The 16,547-nt window shown below is 66.1% G+C and carries 12 protein-coding genes and 1 pseudogene; 3 read left to right on the top strand and 10 right to left on the bottom strand.

All coding sequences use genetic code 11. From position 1 onward, the window contains the following. The 8 genes and pseudogenes from frr to F8237_RS31425 all read right to left on the bottom strand — a co-directional run bounded on the left by frr (position 1) and on the right by F8237_RS31425 (position 12,171). Positions 1 to 564 (bottom strand): ribosome recycling factor, encoded by a 564-nt coding sequence (gene frr / locus F8237_RS31460; RefSeq protein ID WP_151649974.1) that lies wholly within the window; start codon positions 562 to 564, stop codon positions 1 to 3. A gap of 68 nt (positions 565 to 632) precedes the next feature. Further along, positions 633 to 1,349, bottom strand: a complete 717-nt coding sequence (pyrH, locus tag F8237_RS31455) for a UMP kinase (RefSeq protein WP_151649973.1) — start codon at positions 1,347 to 1,349, stop codon at positions 633 to 635. A gap of 60 nt (positions 1,350 to 1,409) precedes the next feature. Further along, the gene (gene tsf, locus F8237_RS31450; RefSeq protein ID WP_151649972.1) at positions 1,410 to 2,333 is read right to left on the bottom strand and encodes a translation elongation factor Ts; all 924 of its coding nucleotides are present in this window, start codon (positions 2,331 to 2,333) and stop codon (positions 1,410 to 1,412) included. A 133-nt stretch (positions 2,334 to 2,466) separates the two neighbouring features. Continuing rightward, a complete protein-coding gene (locus tag F8237_RS31445; protein ID WP_151649971.1) occupies positions 2,467 to 3,462 on the bottom strand; it encodes a 30S ribosomal protein S2 in 996 nt (331 codons plus the stop codon). Positions 3,463 to 3,670: 208 nt separating this feature from the next. Further along, positions 3,671 to 6,210 (bottom strand): annotated as a pseudogene (locus F8237_RS31440) (caspase family protein). Between the two features lie 367 nt (positions 6,211 to 6,577). Beyond that, positions 6,578 to 7,318: a carbonic anhydrase gene (locus F8237_RS31435; RefSeq protein WP_151649970.1), complete on the bottom strand. Its 741-nt coding sequence runs from the start codon at positions 7,316 to 7,318 to the stop codon at positions 6,578 to 6,580. Positions 7,319 to 7,447: 129 nt separating this feature from the next. Then, positions 7,448 to 10,951, bottom strand: a complete 3,504-nt coding sequence (gene dnaE, locus F8237_RS31430; protein ID WP_151649969.1) for a DNA polymerase III subunit alpha — start codon at positions 10,949 to 10,951, stop codon at positions 7,448 to 7,450. Positions 10,952 to 11,451: 500 nt separating this feature from the next. Then, a complete protein-coding gene (locus F8237_RS31425) occupies positions 11,452 to 12,171 on the bottom strand; it encodes an outer membrane protein (protein WP_151649968.1) in 720 nt (239 codons plus the stop codon). Between the two features lie 254 nt (positions 12,172 to 12,425). Here F8237_RS31425 and F8237_RS31420 point away from each other — a divergent pair, with 254 nt between their 5' ends. The 3 genes from F8237_RS31420 to F8237_RS31410 all read left to right on the top strand — a co-directional run bounded on the left by F8237_RS31420 (position 12,426) and on the right by F8237_RS31410 (position 14,602). Beyond that, entirely contained in the window at positions 12,426 to 12,746 is a 321-nt protein-coding gene (locus F8237_RS31420; protein WP_151650741.1) for a DUF3551 domain-containing protein, read from the top strand. 156 nt (positions 12,747 to 12,902) lie between these two features. Next, positions 12,903 to 14,144 carry an MFS transporter gene (locus F8237_RS31415; protein ID WP_151650740.1) on the top strand — a complete coding sequence of 414 codons (1,242 nt, stop codon included), beginning with the start codon at positions 12,903 to 12,905 and terminating at the stop codon, positions 14,142 to 14,144. A 53-nt stretch (positions 14,145 to 14,197) separates the two neighbouring features. After that, positions 14,198 to 14,602 carry a DUF2177 family protein gene (locus F8237_RS31410; protein WP_151649967.1) on the top strand — a complete coding sequence of 135 codons (405 nt, stop codon included), beginning with the start codon at positions 14,198 to 14,200 and terminating at the stop codon, positions 14,600 to 14,602. A 4-nt stretch (positions 14,603 to 14,606) separates the two neighbouring features. On the opposite strand, the gene F8237_RS31405 is transcribed toward F8237_RS31410, so the two are convergent. Next, positions 14,607 to 15,641, bottom strand: coding sequence for an SAM-dependent methyltransferase (locus tag F8237_RS31405; protein WP_151649966.1), 1,035 nt, complete (start codon positions 15,639 to 15,641; stop codon positions 14,607 to 14,609). 1 nt (position 15,642) lies between these two features. Further along, a complete protein-coding gene (locus tag F8237_RS31400; protein WP_151649965.1) occupies positions 15,643 to 16,455 on the bottom strand; it encodes a DUF1295 domain-containing protein in 813 nt (270 codons plus the stop codon). Positions 16,456 to 16,547: the final 92 nt, after the last annotated feature.

Genomic DNA, 16,547 nt, shown 5'->3' with positions numbered 1-16,547 from the left:
TTAGACGGTGAGAATTTCTTTTTCCTTGGCGGCCAGCAACTGGTCGATCTCGGTAATGGTGCCGTCGGTCACCTTCTGCACCTCGTCGGCGTGACGCTTCTGGTCGTCCTCGGACATCTCGTGGTTCTTCTCGAGCTTCTTCAGAACGTCGAGGCCGTCGCGGCGGACGTGACGCGCGGCGACCTTGGCGGCTTCCGCGTATTTGTGTGCGACCTTGACGAGTTCCTTGCGACGCTCCTCGTTGAGTTCGGGAATGCGCAGGCGCAGCACCTGGCCTTCGGTCGCCGGCGACAGGCCGAGATTGGAATCGACGATCGCCTTCTCCACCGCCTTGACCATCGACTTGTCCCAGACCTGCACCGAGATCATGCGCGGCTCCGGCACGCTAACGGTGGCGAGCTGGTTGAGCGGCATGTGGCTGCCGTAAGCCTCGACCTGCACGGGGTCGAGCATCGAGCCGGACGCGCGGCCCGTGCGCAGGCCGCCGAGCTCGTGCTTGAGCGACTGAATGGCGCCCTGCATGCGGCGCTTCACTTCGTTGAGGTCGAAATTACCCGTGGCCATCACGTTTCTCCTTCAAAATCCCGGCGACCTCTCCGCGCCCTCCCCTTCGGGGCACGCCAGATGAGCCGTCAGCCGGCGACGATGGTTCCGTGGCCGCCGCCACGCAGAATCGCGCCGATCGAACCCGGCTCCGCGATCGAGAACACAATGATAGGCAGCGACGTCTCGCGGGCAAGTGCGAAGGCGGTCGCGTCCATCACCTTGTAGCCGCCCTCGATCGCCTGCGAATGCGTCAGCCGGTCGAACCGCGTCGCGGTCGGATCCTTCTTCGGGTCGGCCGAGTAGACACCGTCGACATTGGTCGCCTTCAGCACCGCCTGGGCCCCGATCTCGGCGGCGCGCAGCACCGCGGTCGTATCGGTGGTGAAGAACGGATTGCCGGTTCCGCCGCCGAGCAGCACGATCCGGCCCTCGGCAAGGTATTTGTGTGCCGCGGTGCGGGTGAACAGCTCGGAAATCTCGGGCATGACGAAGGCCGACAGCGTGCGCGCCGGCGTGCCCTTGCGCTCGATCGCCGATTCCAGCGCGAGGCAGTTCATCATGGTGGCGAGCATGCCCATGGTGTCGCCGGTCGGACGCGACACGCCGCGGGCCGATACCTCGACACCGCGCACGATATTGCCGCCGCCGATCACCACCGCAACCTCGGTGCCGAGATGGCGGGCGGCGATCAGATCGTCCGCAACCCGGTCCACGGTCGGCTGATCGATGCCGAAACCTTGCTGTCCCGCGAGATATTCGCCGGACAGCTTTATCACCACGCGACGGTAAGCCGGATCAGTCATGAGCACTTTCCTCGTCCGGGCGCCGCTTCCGGCGGCACGCCGGAAGGAACGTTCCGGCGCTTACTTCTTGCCGCTGGCCGCCGCGACCTCGGCTGCGAAGTCGCTTTCCTGCTTCTCGATTCCCTCGCCGAGAGCATAGCGCACGAAGCCCGCGATCTTGATGGCGCCGCCGACCTTGCCTTCGGCTTCCTTCACCGCCTGCGCCACCGACTTGCCGGTGTCGTGGATGAAGGCCTGCTCGAGCAGGCAGACTTCCTTGTAATAGGTCTTGAGGCCGGACTCGACGATCTTCTCGATCACGTTCTCAGGCTTGCCCTGCTGGCGATATTTGTCGGCGAGCACGTCCTTCTCGCGCTTCACGACCGCCGGATCGAGGCCGGTCGGATCGAGCGCGAGCGGGTTGGTGGCGGCGATATGCATCGCGATCTGGCGGCCGAGCGTCGCGAGCTCGTCGGCCTTGCCGGGCGATTCCAGCGCGACGATCACGCCCATCTTGCCGGCGCCATCGATGACCGCGCCGTGGACGTAGCTCGACACCACGCCCTGGCTCACTTCGAGGGCAGCTGCGCGGCGCAGCGACATGTTCTCGCCGATGGTGGCGATCGCATCATTGATCGCGGCTTCCACCGTGACGTCGCCGACCTTGGCGGCCTTGATCTTCTCGACATCGGCGCCGACGTCGAAGGCGACCTGGGCGATCATCTTGACCAGGCCCTGGAACTGACCGTTGCGCGCGACGAAGTCGGTCTCGGAGTTGACCTCGACCACGACGCCCTTGTTGCCCTTGGTGAGCGCGCCGATCAGGCCCTCGGCCGCGACGCGACCCGACTTCTTGGCGGCCTTGGACAGGCCCTTCTTGCGGAGCCAGTCCTGCGCCGCTTCCATGTCGCCGGCGGTCTCGGTGAGCGCGGCCTTGCAGTCCATCATGCCCGCGCCGGTCGACTCGCGCAGGTCCTTGACCATCGCAGCTGTGATCGTTGCCATCGTTGAAAATCCTTTTTGCCTGCCGGTTTGCCGCGGCGTGGCATCAAATTGCCCCGCCGCGGTCCATCTCAGGAATTCGCGTCAACTGAAATGGTGGCCGGAGCTTATCCGGCCAACCCATCGCTCTTTTTGACTATTCCGCTTCCGCGGTCAGCGCCTTGGCCTTGGCGACCCATGCGTCCGCGCGGCTCGGCAGACCGACTTCTTCGCCGATCTTGTGCGCGGTGTCGTGGTCGAGCTCGGCGAGCTGCCAGAAGTGGAAGATACCGAGGTCGTTGAACTTCTTCTCGATCGCGCCCGAGACGCCCGGGAGCTTCTTCAGGTCGTCGGCGGTGCCGCGGGGACCGGCGAGGCCCTGGAAGCCGCTCGTGGAGGCCGCCGGGAGCTCTTCGACGAGCGGACGGGTCGAGGCACCGACGTCGATGCCCGAATCGCCCTGGGCGCGCGAGATGCCGTCGATCGCCGCTCGGGCGATCAGGTCGCAATACAACGAGATGGCGCGGCCGGCGTCGTCATTGCCCGGCACCACATAGGTGATGCCCTTCGGGTCGGAATTGGTGTCGACGATCGCGGCGACCGGGATGTTGAGCCGCTGGGCTTCCTGGATCGCGATGTCTTCCTTGTTGGTGTCGATCACGAAGATCAGGTCGGGCAGACCGCCCATGTCCTTGATGCCGCCGAGCGAGCGATCGAGCTTGTCGCGCTCACGCTGAAGCGTCAGGCGCTCCTTCTTCGTGTAGGAATTGGCTTCGCCGCCCGCGAGCACCTCATCGAGATGACGCAGGCGCTTGATCGAGGCCGAGATCGTCTTCCAGTTGGTCAGCGTGCCGCCGAGCCAGCGCGAATTGACGAAATACTGCGCGCAGCGCTTGGCAGCGTCCGCGACGCCGTCCTGCGCCTGGCGCTTGGTGCCGACGAACAGGATGCGACCACCCTTGGCGACGGTGTCGCTCACGGCCTGCAAGGCGGTGTGCAGCAGCGGCACGGTCTGCGCGAGGTCGACGATGTGGATGTTGTTGCGAGCGCCGAAAATGAACGGAGCCATTTTCGGATTCCAGCGGTGAGACTGGTGACCAAAGTGGACGCCGGCTTCGAGCAGCTGACGCATAGTGAAATCGGGTAGTGCCATCGTTCTAATTCTCCGGTTGGTTCCTCCGGAAACGTGTGAGCAAAACGGAGCGTTCTCGCCCCGGCTGCCACCGGACGGCCTTGTGAGCCATGTTTCCGTGTGAGATGGCGCGCTGTATAGCGCCATTTCGGCCAGAAGCAAGGAAATAAGGGCCTTCAGGGGCGGTTTTCGCCCGCCGAAGGCCCCATTCTACGATTGTCGCCCTCCGCTAGCACTTGGGCTGATTTGGCGGGCATTTCTTCGCGGCCGGCGGCGGCGCCGCGGGACGCGGTGGGGGTGGCGCGGGGCGCGGCGGGGGCGCGACAGCCATCCGGGGCGGTGGCGGCGGCGCCGGCCGGGCGACCGGCGGCGGGGGGCCGGGCGAGCCATCTGCGGCGGCGGCGCGGGCCGCGCCATCGGTGGCGGCGCAGGCCGTGCGACCGCCACGGGCGGAGCCGCCCGGACCGGCGGAGGCGATGTGACATGCGGCGGCGGTGCCGGCCGGGTCATCTGCGGCGGCGGAGCGGTCGGCCTCGCCACGGCCTGAGGCCGCGATGGTGGCGGTGGCGATGGCCGGGACGCCTGAGCTGGAGCAGCCGACGGCAGATTCTGTGGCCTGACTGGCTCGCGCGCTGCCGAGGGCGGCGGGGTGACCGGCCGTCCCGCGATGCTGCCGGGCGGCGTGCCCGGCGCCCCCGCGGTGGGCGGTGTCTGTGCCACTGGCGGCTTCGGCAGCTGGCCGGGTGCAACGGCCGGGTTTGTGACGGTGGGCGCAGCCGTCGCCGGAGCGGCGGCCGTTGGCACACCGGGGCGACCGGGCGGTGTCGTGCCGGGCGCCGCAGTGGTGGGCACACCCGGACGCAGCGGACCGCCGGGTAGGTTCGACGTCGGCGCGGGCCGACCGCCCGGCAGAGCCCCTGCCCCCGCTGGCGGCGCTGGCGGGCCGCCCTGGGCCCCGGGAACCGGCAGCGTGTTGGTGGCGGGCAGCCTCGTCTGCGGCGCAGCGGTCGGCCCCGCACCTGGGACGACACCCGGTACGGCACCACCCGGTCCCGCGCCCGGTCCTGCATTTGGCGCGACATTGGCCGGCGTCGCTGGAGGCATTCCGGGCCTCGCCGTCGGCTGCATCGTCGCGCTCAGCGGCATCGGCGCCTTGCCCTGCTGGATCAGGGCCGCGCGCTGCGCGACCGCCTGCGGCACGGCTGGACCGACAGCGTTGGCGCGGCCGGCAACCGCTGGCGCGAGATTGCCAGGTCCCGGTCCCGGTCCGGCTCCGGGTCCTGCCGGTCCTGGCCCCGGCCCCGGCGGGGGCGGCAGCGGCGGCCGGTTGATCACGGTGTTGATGACCGTGGTGTTGTGGATGTTCTGATAGATGATGTTGTTCGGCGGCGGCGCGACATAGATCGGCGGCCTGACGAACACCGGAATCGGCACGAACATCGGCTGCGGCAGCACGAACAAGCCGACGACCGGCAGCGGCGGCTCGAGCACGACGAAATCGGGCGGCGGCGGCGGCAGGTAGTAAACCGGCGGCGGTGGCGGCGGCGCGAAGCCGAACACGGGATCGCCGAACAGCAGCACCGGACGGTCGACATAGACGATCTCCTCCGGCGGCGGAGGCGGCACGTCATAGTCGATCATCGCAAAGGTCGGCGGCGGTTCGACCGGCGCGGTCAGGATCGCGAGGCGCCGGCGCGCGTCACCCGCATGGGGCCCGCGCGGATAGCGGCGCAGATAGGACCAATAGGCTTCCGGCGTGTCGTTCCGATAGGTCCGCCGCCAGGTGATGGCCTCGCGGCGCGCCGCGACGATCGCCATCACACGCTTCGCCATGGGATCGCCGGGATAGGCGGCGAGAAATTCCTCATAGGCCGGCAGCGTGTCGCGCTCGAGCGCCGCGGCATAGGCGTCCTGCACGCCGAGATCACGGATCGGCTTGCTGCGGATCGCGGCGACCTGGTCCGGCGTGTTCTCCGGCGGCGGCGCGTCGGGCCCGCGTTCGAAGAACGAGAATGGCGCCGATATCTTCTGCTCGTTCCAAGGCACCTGCGCGCCCTTGCTGGCCTCGTTGACGCGCAGGCGGACGCGGTCGAACACCTCGGGCAGTGGCAGGCCGCCGGTGCGGATCATCTCGGCGAGCGACTGCGCGTAGATGCCGTAAGGTCCCGGCTCCTGCGGCGCCACGGTGCCCGGCGCGGCATTGAAGGCGATCAGCATGTTCGGATCAGGCTCGACCAGCGCCAGCCCGCTCGCGATCGGCTGGCCGCCCTCGATGAAGGGCTGCGCCCGGGCCGCGTCGAGCACGATGATGTTGGCTTTGAGAGGAATGGCGGCCAGCTGGCGCGCATAGTCGCCGATGCGCAGGCCTTCGGTCGGAATGTCGGTGTCGCGGGTGATGTTGGAATCGACCGGGATGAAATAGTTCTCGCCGGAGAGCTGCACGCCATAACCGGCCAGATAGACCATTGCGACGGTGCCGGGTCCCGAGGCCTGCGCCTTCTGGATGAAATCGCGAAAGCTCTTCCGCAGCGTGTCGCCGTCGAGATCGCGCGCGCCGACGACGTCGAAGCCCGCCGCCTGAAGCGTCTGCGCGATCAGCCCGGCATCGTTCGCGGTCGTCGCCAGCGGCGACTTGGCATAGGCGCCGTTGCCGACCACGAGCGCGATCCGTTTTTCCTGCTGCTGCGCGCGTGCCAGATCCGGCGCGCCCGCGGCAAGGGCCACGATCGGCAGGAGAAGACAGATGAAAACCCGGAGCGTCCCACGCATGGCTGCTTGCCCGCCTTGTTGTTGAGGTGCCACCGCGCATCAAAAGCCCGGCCAGCTGAACGGTGCTTGAACGAAAGGCGCGGATTGAGGCGGCGGCATGGCGCCGCCGCTCCATGGCAAGCCTCCGCGTCAGGTCCGCGTAAGCCTCATCCACGCATTGCCGCTCAGGGCAAGTTGTCGGTGTTTCGTCCGACCTGGGCGCGCGTTTCGTCCTTCACGACGAACGCTCGTGGTCTCCTTCAGAACGAGGCTGAGCGGCGTCGTTGATCGCTGAAGCAACGGCCGCGCGACTGGGCCTCCCCCCGAGCGGCCGCCGAAGGCGGGAGTGTCGGAGGATGGCCACAGAGCGGATAGTTGCGATAAGCGCTCAGCTGAGGGCGATCAGATCGACCGTTCCCGTCTTGAGACGGTAGATGCCGCCAACGATCTTCAGCTTGCCCTGCTCCACCGCAGCATTGAGGATCGGCGCGGCCGTCTTCAGCTTGGTGACATTGTCGATGACATTCTGACGAATGGCGTTGTCGAGCGCATTTCCACTCTGCTGAGCAGCCGCCTTCACCGCGGGCGCGATCGCAGATACGAGCGTGGGGATATGCCCCGGCAGCGGCTTGTCGTCCTTCAGCGACTTGATGGTCGCATCGACCGCACCGCAATTGTCGTGGCCGAGCACCAGGATCACAGGCGTGCCGAGCACCGCGACCGTGTACTCCATGCTGGCGACGGTTTCATCCCCGGCAAAATTTCCCGCGACACGGCATACGAAGAGATCTCCGCGACCGCTGTCGAAAGCATATTCGGGCGCGATCCGCGAATCGGCGCAGCTCAAGACGGCCGCGTAGGGATTTTGACCGCCGACCAGCGCCTCGCGTTCATGCGTGAAGTCGTGGCGGCGCGAAACGCCCGACACGTAACGCGCATTGCCTTCCATCAACCGCTTGAGCGCGGCATCGGGCGACAGCGCGTTCTCCGGTTTGGGCGGCGCCTTCGGCCCCTTCGCCAACGCGGGTCCGCCGAGTGCCATCCCGAGTGCTGAAGCAGCAAGAAACATCATCGAGCGCCGCGACCGCGTCGTCGAACGTTGCAGATCCTCTGAGCATTTGTCGCACATGGTTGTTTTCCTCATCGGCTTGCCGCCCGGTCGGGCGTCCCGGAAACAACTCATAGCTGTGCGGCACTGGCCTCGAAACCGACCATGATCCTGATGGTTAAGCTTTGGTTTGCGGCAAGCCAGGCAAGGTCAGAGCTGCTGCACGTCCACGACCCCCGCGACCGCCTTGATCGCCCCCGCGATCTGCGGCGAAACCTTGAAGCGGCCGGGCAGCTTCATCTCGACCTCGGTCTCGAGGTCGAGCATCATCACCAGCGAGACCTCGCCGTCGCCGTTGGAGCGCGGCGCAAGGCCCGGACTGGGGGTCTTTGGCGCGGCGCCGTTTGAGGCCGCCATGTCGGGTCCGGCCAATCGCTTGGCGATCGAGTCCAGCGGCTTGGTATCGCGCACGAAGATGCGCAGGCCCTTCTGCGTCTTGGCGGCGGCGTCATCGAGCGGCTCGGCGTGCAGCACGCGGGCGCGGACGTCCTCGCCCTGAAGCTCGGCACCGAGCTGAAGCAGCACGGCGGCACCGGGCTCCAGAACGTCGCGATATTGCGCGAGGCCTTCGGAGAACAGCACCGCCTCGAAATGGCCGGTCGGATCGGACAGGCCCATGATGCCCATCTTGTTGCCGGTCTTGGTACGCCGCTCCATGCGCGACACCACGGTGGCGGCGACCTTGCCGGCGGTCGCGCCGGTCTTCACCGCCCGCGAGAATTCGGCCCAGCTCTGCACCCGCAGCCGCTTCAGCACGGTGGCGTAATCGTCGAGCGGGTGGCCGGACAGGAAGAAGCCGACGGCGTCGTATTCGCGGCGAAGCTTTTCGGCCGGCAGCCACGGCTCGACCTGCGGCAGCATGATCGTCGGCGCGTCGGCGGCGCCGCCGAACATGTCGTTCTGCCCGACGGTCGCCGCTTCATGGGAGCGCTGACAGGCGGCGAGCACGGCATCCGCACCGGCGAACACCCGGGCGCGATTCGGCTCCAGCGTGTCGAAGGCGCCGGCGGCGGCGAGACTCTCGATGATGCGCTTGTTGATCGCACGCGGATTGACCCGCGCGGCGAAGTCGGCGAGCGAAGTGAACAATCCCCGCTTGGTCCGCTCCTCAATGATCTGGTCGATGGCCTGGATGCCGACGCCCTTCAGTGCGGCGAGCGCATAGTAGATGGTCTTGTCGCCGACCTCGAAGGTCGCTCCGGACCGGTTGATGTTCGGCGGCTCGACCTTGATGCCGAGGCGCTGCGCCTCGGAGCGGAATTCGGAAAGCTTGTCGGTGTTGTTCAGATCCAGCGTCATCGACGCCGCGATGAACTCGACCGGATAATGCGCTTTCATGTAGGCGGTGTGGTAGGACACCAGCGCATAGGCCGCCGCGTGGCTCTTGTTGAAGCCGTAGTCGGCGAATTTGGCGAGCAGCTCGAAGATGGTCTCGGCCTGCCCCTTCGGCACGCCGTTCTTCACTGCGCCCGAGACGAAGATATCGCGCTGCTTGTCCATCTCGGCGCGGATCTTCTTGCCCATGGCGCGGCGGAGCAGGTCGGCGTCGCCGAGCGAATAGCCCGACATCACCTGCGCGATCTGCATCACCTGTTCCTGGTAGATGATGACGCCGAAGGTCTCCTTGAGAATCTGCTCCAGCACGGGGTGGAGATATTCCGGCTCCTCGTCGCCGTGCTTGCGCGCGCAATAGGTCGGGATGTTCGCCATCGGGCCCGGGCGATACAGCGCGACCAGCGCGATGATGTCCTCGAAACGGTCGGGACGCATGTCGATCAGCGCGCGCCGCATGCCCTGGCTTTCAACCTGGAACACGCCGACCACGTCGCCGCGCGCCAGCATCTGGTAGCTCTCGGCATCGTCGATCGGCAGCGTGGCGAGATCGACGTGGATGTTGCGCGGCTTGAGCAGCTTGATCGCGACGTCGAGCACGGTCAGCGTTTTCAAGCCGAGGAAGTCGAACTTCACGAGGCCCGCCGGCTCGACCCATTTCATGTTGAACTGGGTTACCGGCATGTCCGACTTGGGATCGCGGTACATCGGCACGAGTTCGCTCAAGGGGCGATCGCCGATCACGATGCCGGCCGCGTGCGTCGAGGCGTGGCGGGTCAGGCCTTCGAGGCGCTGCGCGATGTCGAAGGCACGCGCGACCACCGGATCTTCGTCGCGAAACGCCTGAAGCTTCGGCTCGCTCTCGATCGCGGCCGCCAGCGTCACCGGTGCGGCGGGATTTTGCGGCACCAGCTTGGTCAGCTTGTCGACCTGGCCGTAGGGCATTTGCAGCACACGGCCGACGTCGCGCAGCACGCCACGCGCCTGCAGCGTTCCGAAGGTGATGATCTGCGCGACCTGATCGCGGCCGTAGCGCTCCTGCACGTACTTGATCACCTCGCCGCGGCGGTCCTGGCAGAAGTCGATGTCGAAGTCCGGCATCGAGACGCGTTCCGGATTGAGGAAGCGCTCGAACAGCAGGCCGAACTTGATCGGATCGAGATCGGTGATGGTCAGTGCCCAGGCCACCAGCGAGCCTGCGCCGGAGCCGCGGCCCGGCCCGACCGGAATGCCCTGGCCCTTCGCCCATTTGATGAAGTCCGACACGATCAGGAAGTAGCCCGCGTACTTCATGCGCATGATGACGTCGAGTTCGAACGCCAGGCGCTTGCTGTAGTCCTCGTCCGTCGTCCCCTGCGACAGGCCGTGCACGCGCAGGCGGTTGGCAAGCCCCTCCTCCGCCTGCCGCTTCAATTCGGTGGCCTCGACCGAGGCAGCATCGGAGCTTGCGGCGGCGCCGACGGTGAAGAACGGCAGGATCGGCTTGCGCGTCATCGGGCGGAACGAGCAGCGCTCGGCGATTTCCACCGTCGAGGCCAGCGCCTCTGGAATGTCGGCGAACAGCACCGCCATCTCGGCGCGGGTCTTGAAGCGGTGATCGGGCGTGAGCTGCACCCGATCGGTCTCGGCGATCAGCCGCCCGCCAGCGATGCACAGCAGCGCGTCATGCGCCTCGTAATCGTCGGTCGCGGCGAAATACGGCTCGTTGGTGGCGACCAGCGGCAGCCCCTTGGCGTAGGCGATGTCGATCAGGCCGCTTTCGACGCGCCGCTCCTTGTCGATATTGTGGCGCTGCAATTCGACGTAGAGGCGATCGCCGAACAGGTTTGCCAGACGCTCGCAGCGCATGGCCGCAAGCTCGGCATGTCCGGCGCCGAGCGCGAGCGAGATCGGCCCGTCAGGACCGCCCGTCAGCACGATCAGGCCTTCGGTCTCGCCCTCCATCCAATCGAATTTAATGAACGGTGCGTGGCTGTCAGGCGATTCGAGGAATGCCCGCGAATTCAGCCGCATCAGGCTGCGATAGCCGCGCTCCTGCGCCGCCAGCAGCACCACGCGCGAGGGCGGAAGCGCGTTGCGCGCGCTGGGATCCTGGTCGCCGAAATCGATCGCGAGCTCGCAGCCGACGATCGGCTGGATGCCGGAGCCCGCCATCTTGTCGGAGAACTCCAGCGCGCCGAACATGTTGTCGGTATCGGTCAGCGCCAGAGCCGGCTGATGGTCCTTCTTCGCAAGCTCCGCGAGCTTGCCGATCTTGATCGAGCCCTTGAGCAGCGAATAGGCCGAGTGAACGTGAAGGTGGACAAATCCGGCGCTCGGCATGGTCGCGTGACGGCCTCTTGCAGATGAGATGGAGCGGTCGCCGGCTCCAGGGGATCAGGAGAGCATTCTGCACCCGCCCGGCCGACTCGCCTGCCAATGGTGGGGCGTCACTGCGTCAGAGTCCACGCCCGAGCGGCCGATCCGCCGCGTCGTCCCGCTTATCCCCAAGCCCGCACCGTCAAGGGCTTGAGCCGGGTTCCAGGTCGCCGGTCTACATAACCGCTGCTCTAGAGCTGCGGAATCACCTGCGCCCAGATTGCGATCATCCCGACGAACAGCGAGATCGAGGCGAGTGCGGCGGCTTCTTCCACGAAAATCTTGAACATGGCTTACTCCCATCACCAGAACGGATGCAGAACATTGTTCTCATTTCGTTCTTTGGAGTCAAGCCGTCTGTGCCACCTCGAAATGGAATGGTTAACTCGCTGAATTCGCACAATAAAAAAGCCCCGGCGCAAGGCCGGGGCTTTCGACGATCGCTTCTTTCGAAGCGGCGTGTCTTAGTAGCGGGCGAGGCTCGGGCCGCCGAACTTGTAGTTCAGGCGGACGAGGCCCATGTCGACGTCCTGCTTGATGCGCTCGGTGCCGGCGAAGCCAGCGAAGGTCACGTCCTTGTCGGACAGGAAGATGTGGTTGTACTCGACGCCAACCGACCAGTTCGGAGCGAAGCCGAACTCGAGGCCGGCACCGACCGTGCCACCCCAACGGGTGTCGCTGGTCGAAGCGAGCAGCGCACCGGCCGTGCTGGAGATCTCGTACTTGTCGCTGACCACGGCGGCACCGCCCTTGACGTAGAGCAGCACGTTTTGCCAGGCGTAGCCGACCTGGCCGGTGATCAGACCGAAAGCATCGATCTTGGTGCGGTTACGGGTGGCGAACAGCGCGCTGGTGTTGTCGCCCGAGAAATCGGCCCAGTTGCCCTGGCCTTCGACGCCGAACACCCACTGGCCGGACTGCCAGCGATAGCCAACCTGGCCACCAACCGTGCCGCCGGTCGCATCGTGCGAGCCTTCACGGCCGACGCCGACGAAATCCCAGGTCGCGTGCGACGAACCGCCGCCGCCGTTGATGCCGATGTAGAAGCCGCTCCAGTCATAGATCGTGGCGACCATCGCCGGCGCCTTGGTGTAAGGCCGCGCAGCGAGGTCAGCCGCCAGCGCCGGCGCAGTCGCGCTGAGCGCAACGAGGCTGACAGCGGCAAGCAACAAATTCTTGTTCATTTGAATCCCGTTCCAGTTTCTTCAGTAGGCCCCCGGGCCGTGGTGTGGTCATAACAGTGATCGTCGGAATTGCTGTAACCGGGACGCAACAGTCGCAGCCAAAGGCCGGCGCTGCGTTAATGGATGTTTAGCAGCGCGCGCAGGAAACCCTTTGAAACAAGAGTTTTCATGAGTTCCATTGTCGACTACACGACTTAAACTGCATGCGCGCCTACACACTGACGCACGCACAATCCCGTGATTGGAGAATCGAAATGCGTGGACGAAATGCCCTCCCCATTTTCGCCACATTTTCGCTCGCAATCGCCACATTTGCACTCGCGCTGAGTGCAGGCACGCCGGCGCGCGCATTCGGGACGCATCACGCATTCTGCCTCACCGGCGATGAATGGCCGGGGCTGAGCAATTGCACGTTCGACACGTATGCACAGTGTCAGGCAAGCTCTTCGGGCCGCGCGCTCACCTGCATCGCGAATCCCTATTTCGCCGGCCAGAGCGATGATCCCTACGCCTATCAGAATCGTCCGCGCGCGCAGGTGCCGGGCTATTCACCCGGTTACTACTTGCCGCGCTGAGATGCGCCGCGCTCGGGACACTGATATGCGGCCCGCCTCGCTGGGGTGCTCCGGTGTTGACGCCGGCTGATCCCGGTTTAAGTACGACGGAGAAATCTTGCAGGGGTGGCGACGTTCGCAGGGCTGGTTCCCGTTGACGCCACCAATGCAGGACACATGACGACCTCGCCTCAAGCGACCTCACCTCAAGTGACCTGGCCGCGCGCCTCAGCGCCCCCTCACCTCGTCATTGTGCTGTTCTCGCTCGCGATGGGCGGCTTTGCGATCGGAACCACCGAATTCGCATCGATGAGCCTGCTGCCGTTCTTCGCCGCCGACCTCGGAATCGACGAGCCGACCGCGGGACACGCGATCAGCGCCTACGCGCTCGGCGTGGTGCTGGGCGCGCCGCTGATCGCCGTGCTCGGCGCGCGGTTCGCGCGGCGGACGCAGTTGCTGGTCCTGATGGCCGTGTTCGCGCTCGGCAACGCGCTCACCGCGCTTGCGCCTGGCTTCGGCTGGATGATCGCGGCCCGTTTCCTCTCGGGGCTGCCGCACGGCGCCTACTTCGGCATCGCGGCTCTCGTCGCGGCCTCGCTCGTTCCCTTTGATCGACGCTCGCGGGCGATCGGCCAGGTCATGCTCGGCTTGACCGGTGCCACCATCATCGGCGTGCCCCTGGCCAATCTGATTGGCCAGGCGGTCGGCTGGCGCGCGAGCTTCGGCCTCGTGTCGGTGCTGGCATTGCTCACGGTGCTGCTTTGCGCGCTGTTCGCACCGCGCGACCGGGCCGGCCGGTCGGATCCGCTGCGTGAGCTCGGCGCGCTCCGAAGCGGCCGCGTCTGGCTCACGCTCGGCATCGGCGCCATCGGCTTCGGCGGCATGTTCGCGGTCTACACGTATCTGGCGACGACACTGATCGAGGTCACCAGGGTCAGCACCGCGGTGATCCCGTTCTTCCTCGCGATCTTCGGCGTCGGCGCCACGCTCGGCAATCTGTTCGTGCCGCGCTTTGCCGACCGCGCCTTGATGCCGACGGCGGGCGTCATCCTGCTGTTTGCCGCGGTCGCGCTGCTGGTGTTTCCGCTGGCGGCCCATAATCCGTGGCTGCTGGCGGCCGACATCTTCGCGATCGGCGCCAGCGTCTCGCTCGGCGCCATCCTGCAGACCCGGCTGATGGACGTCGCCGGCGACGCACAGGCGCTCGCAGCGGCGCTGAACCATTCGGCCTTCAACACCGCCAATGCGCTCGGCCCGTTCCTGGGCGGCCTCGCCATTCGCGAGGGGCTGGGCTGGACCTCCACCGGTCCCGTCGGCGCCGCTCTGGCGCTGCTCGGCTTCCTGATCTGGATCGTCGCCTGGCGGGATTCCGGCCGTGGATCGGTCGCGGTGGCCCAGGCGGCAATGCTGCCGCGCTGATCCAGAGGCCGTCGGCTGGCGTATAGGTTGTGACGTCAACTTCGGAGCGCCCGATGACCTATTTGATCGGCTACCTCGCCGTGCTGATACCGTTTGGTGCAGTCGACGCCATTTGGCTCAGCTTGATGGGGCCTCGCCTCTACAAGCCGACGCTTGGAGACATTCTGCTGACCGATGTCCGCATCGGCCCGGCGATCGCGTTCTATCTGATCTATCCGGTGGGACTTCTGGTCTTCGCCGTGCTGCCGGGGTTGAAGTCCGGCTCGCCCGCCGCGGTCATCGGATATGGCGCGCTGTTCGGAGCCCTCGCCTACGCCACCTACGACCTGACCAACTTCGCAACGCTGCGAAATTGGACGCTTCAGCTCACCGTGCTCGACATCGTCTACGGTGCGGCAGCTTCTGCCTTCGCGGCCTTCGTCAGCTTTCTGCTCGTTCGCACATTTTCGAACGCTTGATGCGTCACGCTGAAGGCGACGGCGACAGCAGGTAGTGGCTGACACCCCACTCTTCGCCTCCGGCGTGACCGAACAGGCCGGCCGTGGCGAGGAAGAACAACCGCCATCGCCGCTGCCAGAGGCGCGCATCCTTGCCGTAGACCTGTCTCAGCACGTCGAAGATCTCCGTGCGATTTCGGTCGAAATTGGCCAGCCAGTCCCTCGCCGTCTTCTCATAGTGCCGGCCGTTCCACTGCCACTCCTGATCCACGCTGAAGATATCGCCGAACTGCCGGATCAGCCCATGGCTCGGCATGATGCCGCCGGTGAAGAAGTGCTGTGCGATCCAGTCCGCACGGTTCTCGGCCGAGAACCGGTACGAGCCGGACTTGTGGGTGAAGATGTGCAGGAACAATCGTCCGTCGGTGCGCAACGCGGCGCGCATGCGTGTCAGCAGCGGCCGCCAATTGACCATGTGCTCGAACATCTCCACGGAGACGACACGGTCGAAACGGCCCTGCGGCACGAATTCGTTCATGTCGGCGGTGATGACGGAGAGGTTGCGCAGGTTCGCGGCATCGGCCCGGCGAAGGATGAAATCTCGCTGCGACGCCGAATTCGAGACCGACGTGATGCGTGAGCGCGGATAGCGCCGCGCCATCCACAACGACAACGAACCCCAGCCGCACCCGAGTTCGAGAATATCCTGCCCGTCCGCCAGTTTCGCGTGCCCGGCGGTGAGCTCCAGCGCGCGCTCTTCGGCCCGCGCCAGCGTGTCGCGATCGTCGGCATAGAAGCAGCAGGAGTATTTGCGCTGCGGGCCGAGGATCATCTCGAAGAACCGCGCGGGGATCTCGTAATGCTGGCTGTTGGCCTCGGCGGTGTTGATCGCGATCGGCAACGCCGCGATCGCACGTGCGAAGCCGGCATCCGAACCGCCGGGGGATTGCGCCAGGCTGCGCCGGGTGCGCTCGACCAGGCGGCCGATTACCGCCGCGCTGACACGATCGGGCCAGGGAAGCGTTTCGCCCAAATGGATCGCCGTCTCCGTGAACCTCAAGCTAGCCTCCCGTTCTTGTCTTTGGCGGCCATGGAAAGAAGACATTCGTGCTCATCTGGTATCTCCGGAACGCATCGCCGCGAGCCGCCAGCATGTGCTCCTCCAGCGGTGGAATGCCGGAGACATAGACGAGCAGCCAGTACATGCAGAGCGGGGCCGCGAGCGCGACGTAGCCCCAGGGATCGTGTCCGCCGAGGTCGATGGCGAGAACGGGATAAGCAAGCCAGCCGAGCCATTCGAAGAAATAGTTGGGATGACGCGACCACCTCCATAGCCCGGCGTCGCAAATCTTCCCCTTGCTGGCTGCGTCATGGCGAAACCGGCGGAGTTGCTCGTCGGCAATCCCTTCGCCTGCGACGGCCACGACGAAAATCAGGATCGCGATCGCGGTCTGCGCCGGAAGCACCGGCCCCGGCGCATTTGCGGCCAGCCACATCGACAGCGCGAGCGGGATGCTGACGATCGCCTGCTTCTGCAACAGCCGGAACATGTTCGATGATGCGTCCGCACCCCAGTCCCGAATGAGCTTGGCATAGCGCGGATCGTCGGTGATGCCCCGCGTGCGACGCGCGATGTGGGATCCGAGCCGAAGCGCCCAGATCGCCGCCATCGCCGCGACGAGCACGCTGTGAAAATGCACGGGTCTGGCCGTGATGGCGCCGGCAAAGCCGACCAAGCCAAGCCCGAACGTCCAGATGGTATCGACCCACCCGGAATTTCGCGACGCGCGCCAGACCAGCCAGGCAATGGCCATGACGACGGAGAGTGCGGCCGAAACGGCGACGAGGCCGAGGGCAAAGGTGGCAGCTGTCATTCAGGCCCCCTGGCGAATGGCGAGTGGTCCCGGGCCATCATGGCGTCCGGCCGACTGTCCGTCGTCGGCGCCCTTCCCCTTGGTCCCGGCGG

It is taken from the genome of Bradyrhizobium betae (assembly GCF_008932115.1).
In the GTDB taxonomy this organism is placed as follows: domain Bacteria; phylum Pseudomonadota; class Alphaproteobacteria; order Rhizobiales; family Xanthobacteraceae; genus Bradyrhizobium; species Bradyrhizobium betae.
The sequence above is the reverse complement of the archived record's forward strand: the minus strand, read 5'-3'. Positions and strand labels throughout refer to the sequence as shown.

Excerpts from the sequence above, each read along its gene's own strand:
- F8237_RS31445 (WP_151649971.1), bottom strand. The coding sequence starts at position 3,462 with ATGGCACTACCCGATTTCACTATGCGTCAGCTGCTCGAAGCCGGCGTC.
- pyrH (WP_151649973.1), bottom strand. The coding sequence starts at position 1,349 with ATGACTGATCCGGCTTACCGTCGCGTGGTGATAAAGCTGTCCGGCGAA.
- F8237_RS31435 (WP_151649970.1), bottom strand. The coding sequence starts at position 7,318 with ATGTGCGACAAATGCTCAGAGGATCTGCAACGTTCGACGACGCGGTCG.
- dnaE (WP_151649969.1), bottom strand. The coding sequence starts at position 10,951 with ATGCCGAGCGCCGGATTTGTCCACCTTCACGTTCACTCGGCCTATTCG.
- frr (WP_151649974.1), bottom strand. The coding sequence starts at position 564 with ATGGCCACGGGTAATTTCGACCTCAACGAAGTGAAGCGCCGCATGCAG.
- F8237_RS31425 (WP_151649968.1), bottom strand. The coding sequence starts at position 12,171 with ATGAACAAGAATTTGTTGCTTGCCGCTGTCAGCCTCGTTGCGCTCAGC.
- F8237_RS31400 (WP_151649965.1), bottom strand. The coding sequence starts at position 16,455 with ATGACAGCTGCCACCTTTGCCCTCGGCCTCGTCGCCGTTTCGGCCGCA.
- F8237_RS31410 (WP_151649967.1), top strand. The coding sequence starts at position 14,198 with ATGACCTATTTGATCGGCTACCTCGCCGTGCTGATACCGTTTGGTGCA.
- F8237_RS31420 (WP_151650741.1), top strand. The coding sequence starts at position 12,426 with ATGCGTGGACGAAATGCCCTCCCCATTTTCGCCACATTTTCGCTCGCA.
- F8237_RS31415 (WP_151650740.1), top strand. The coding sequence starts at position 12,903 with ATGACGACCTCGCCTCAAGCGACCTCACCTCAAGTGACCTGGCCGCGC.
- tsf (WP_151649972.1), bottom strand. The coding sequence starts at position 2,333 with ATGGCAACGATCACAGCTGCGATGGTCAAGGACCTGCGCGAGTCGACC.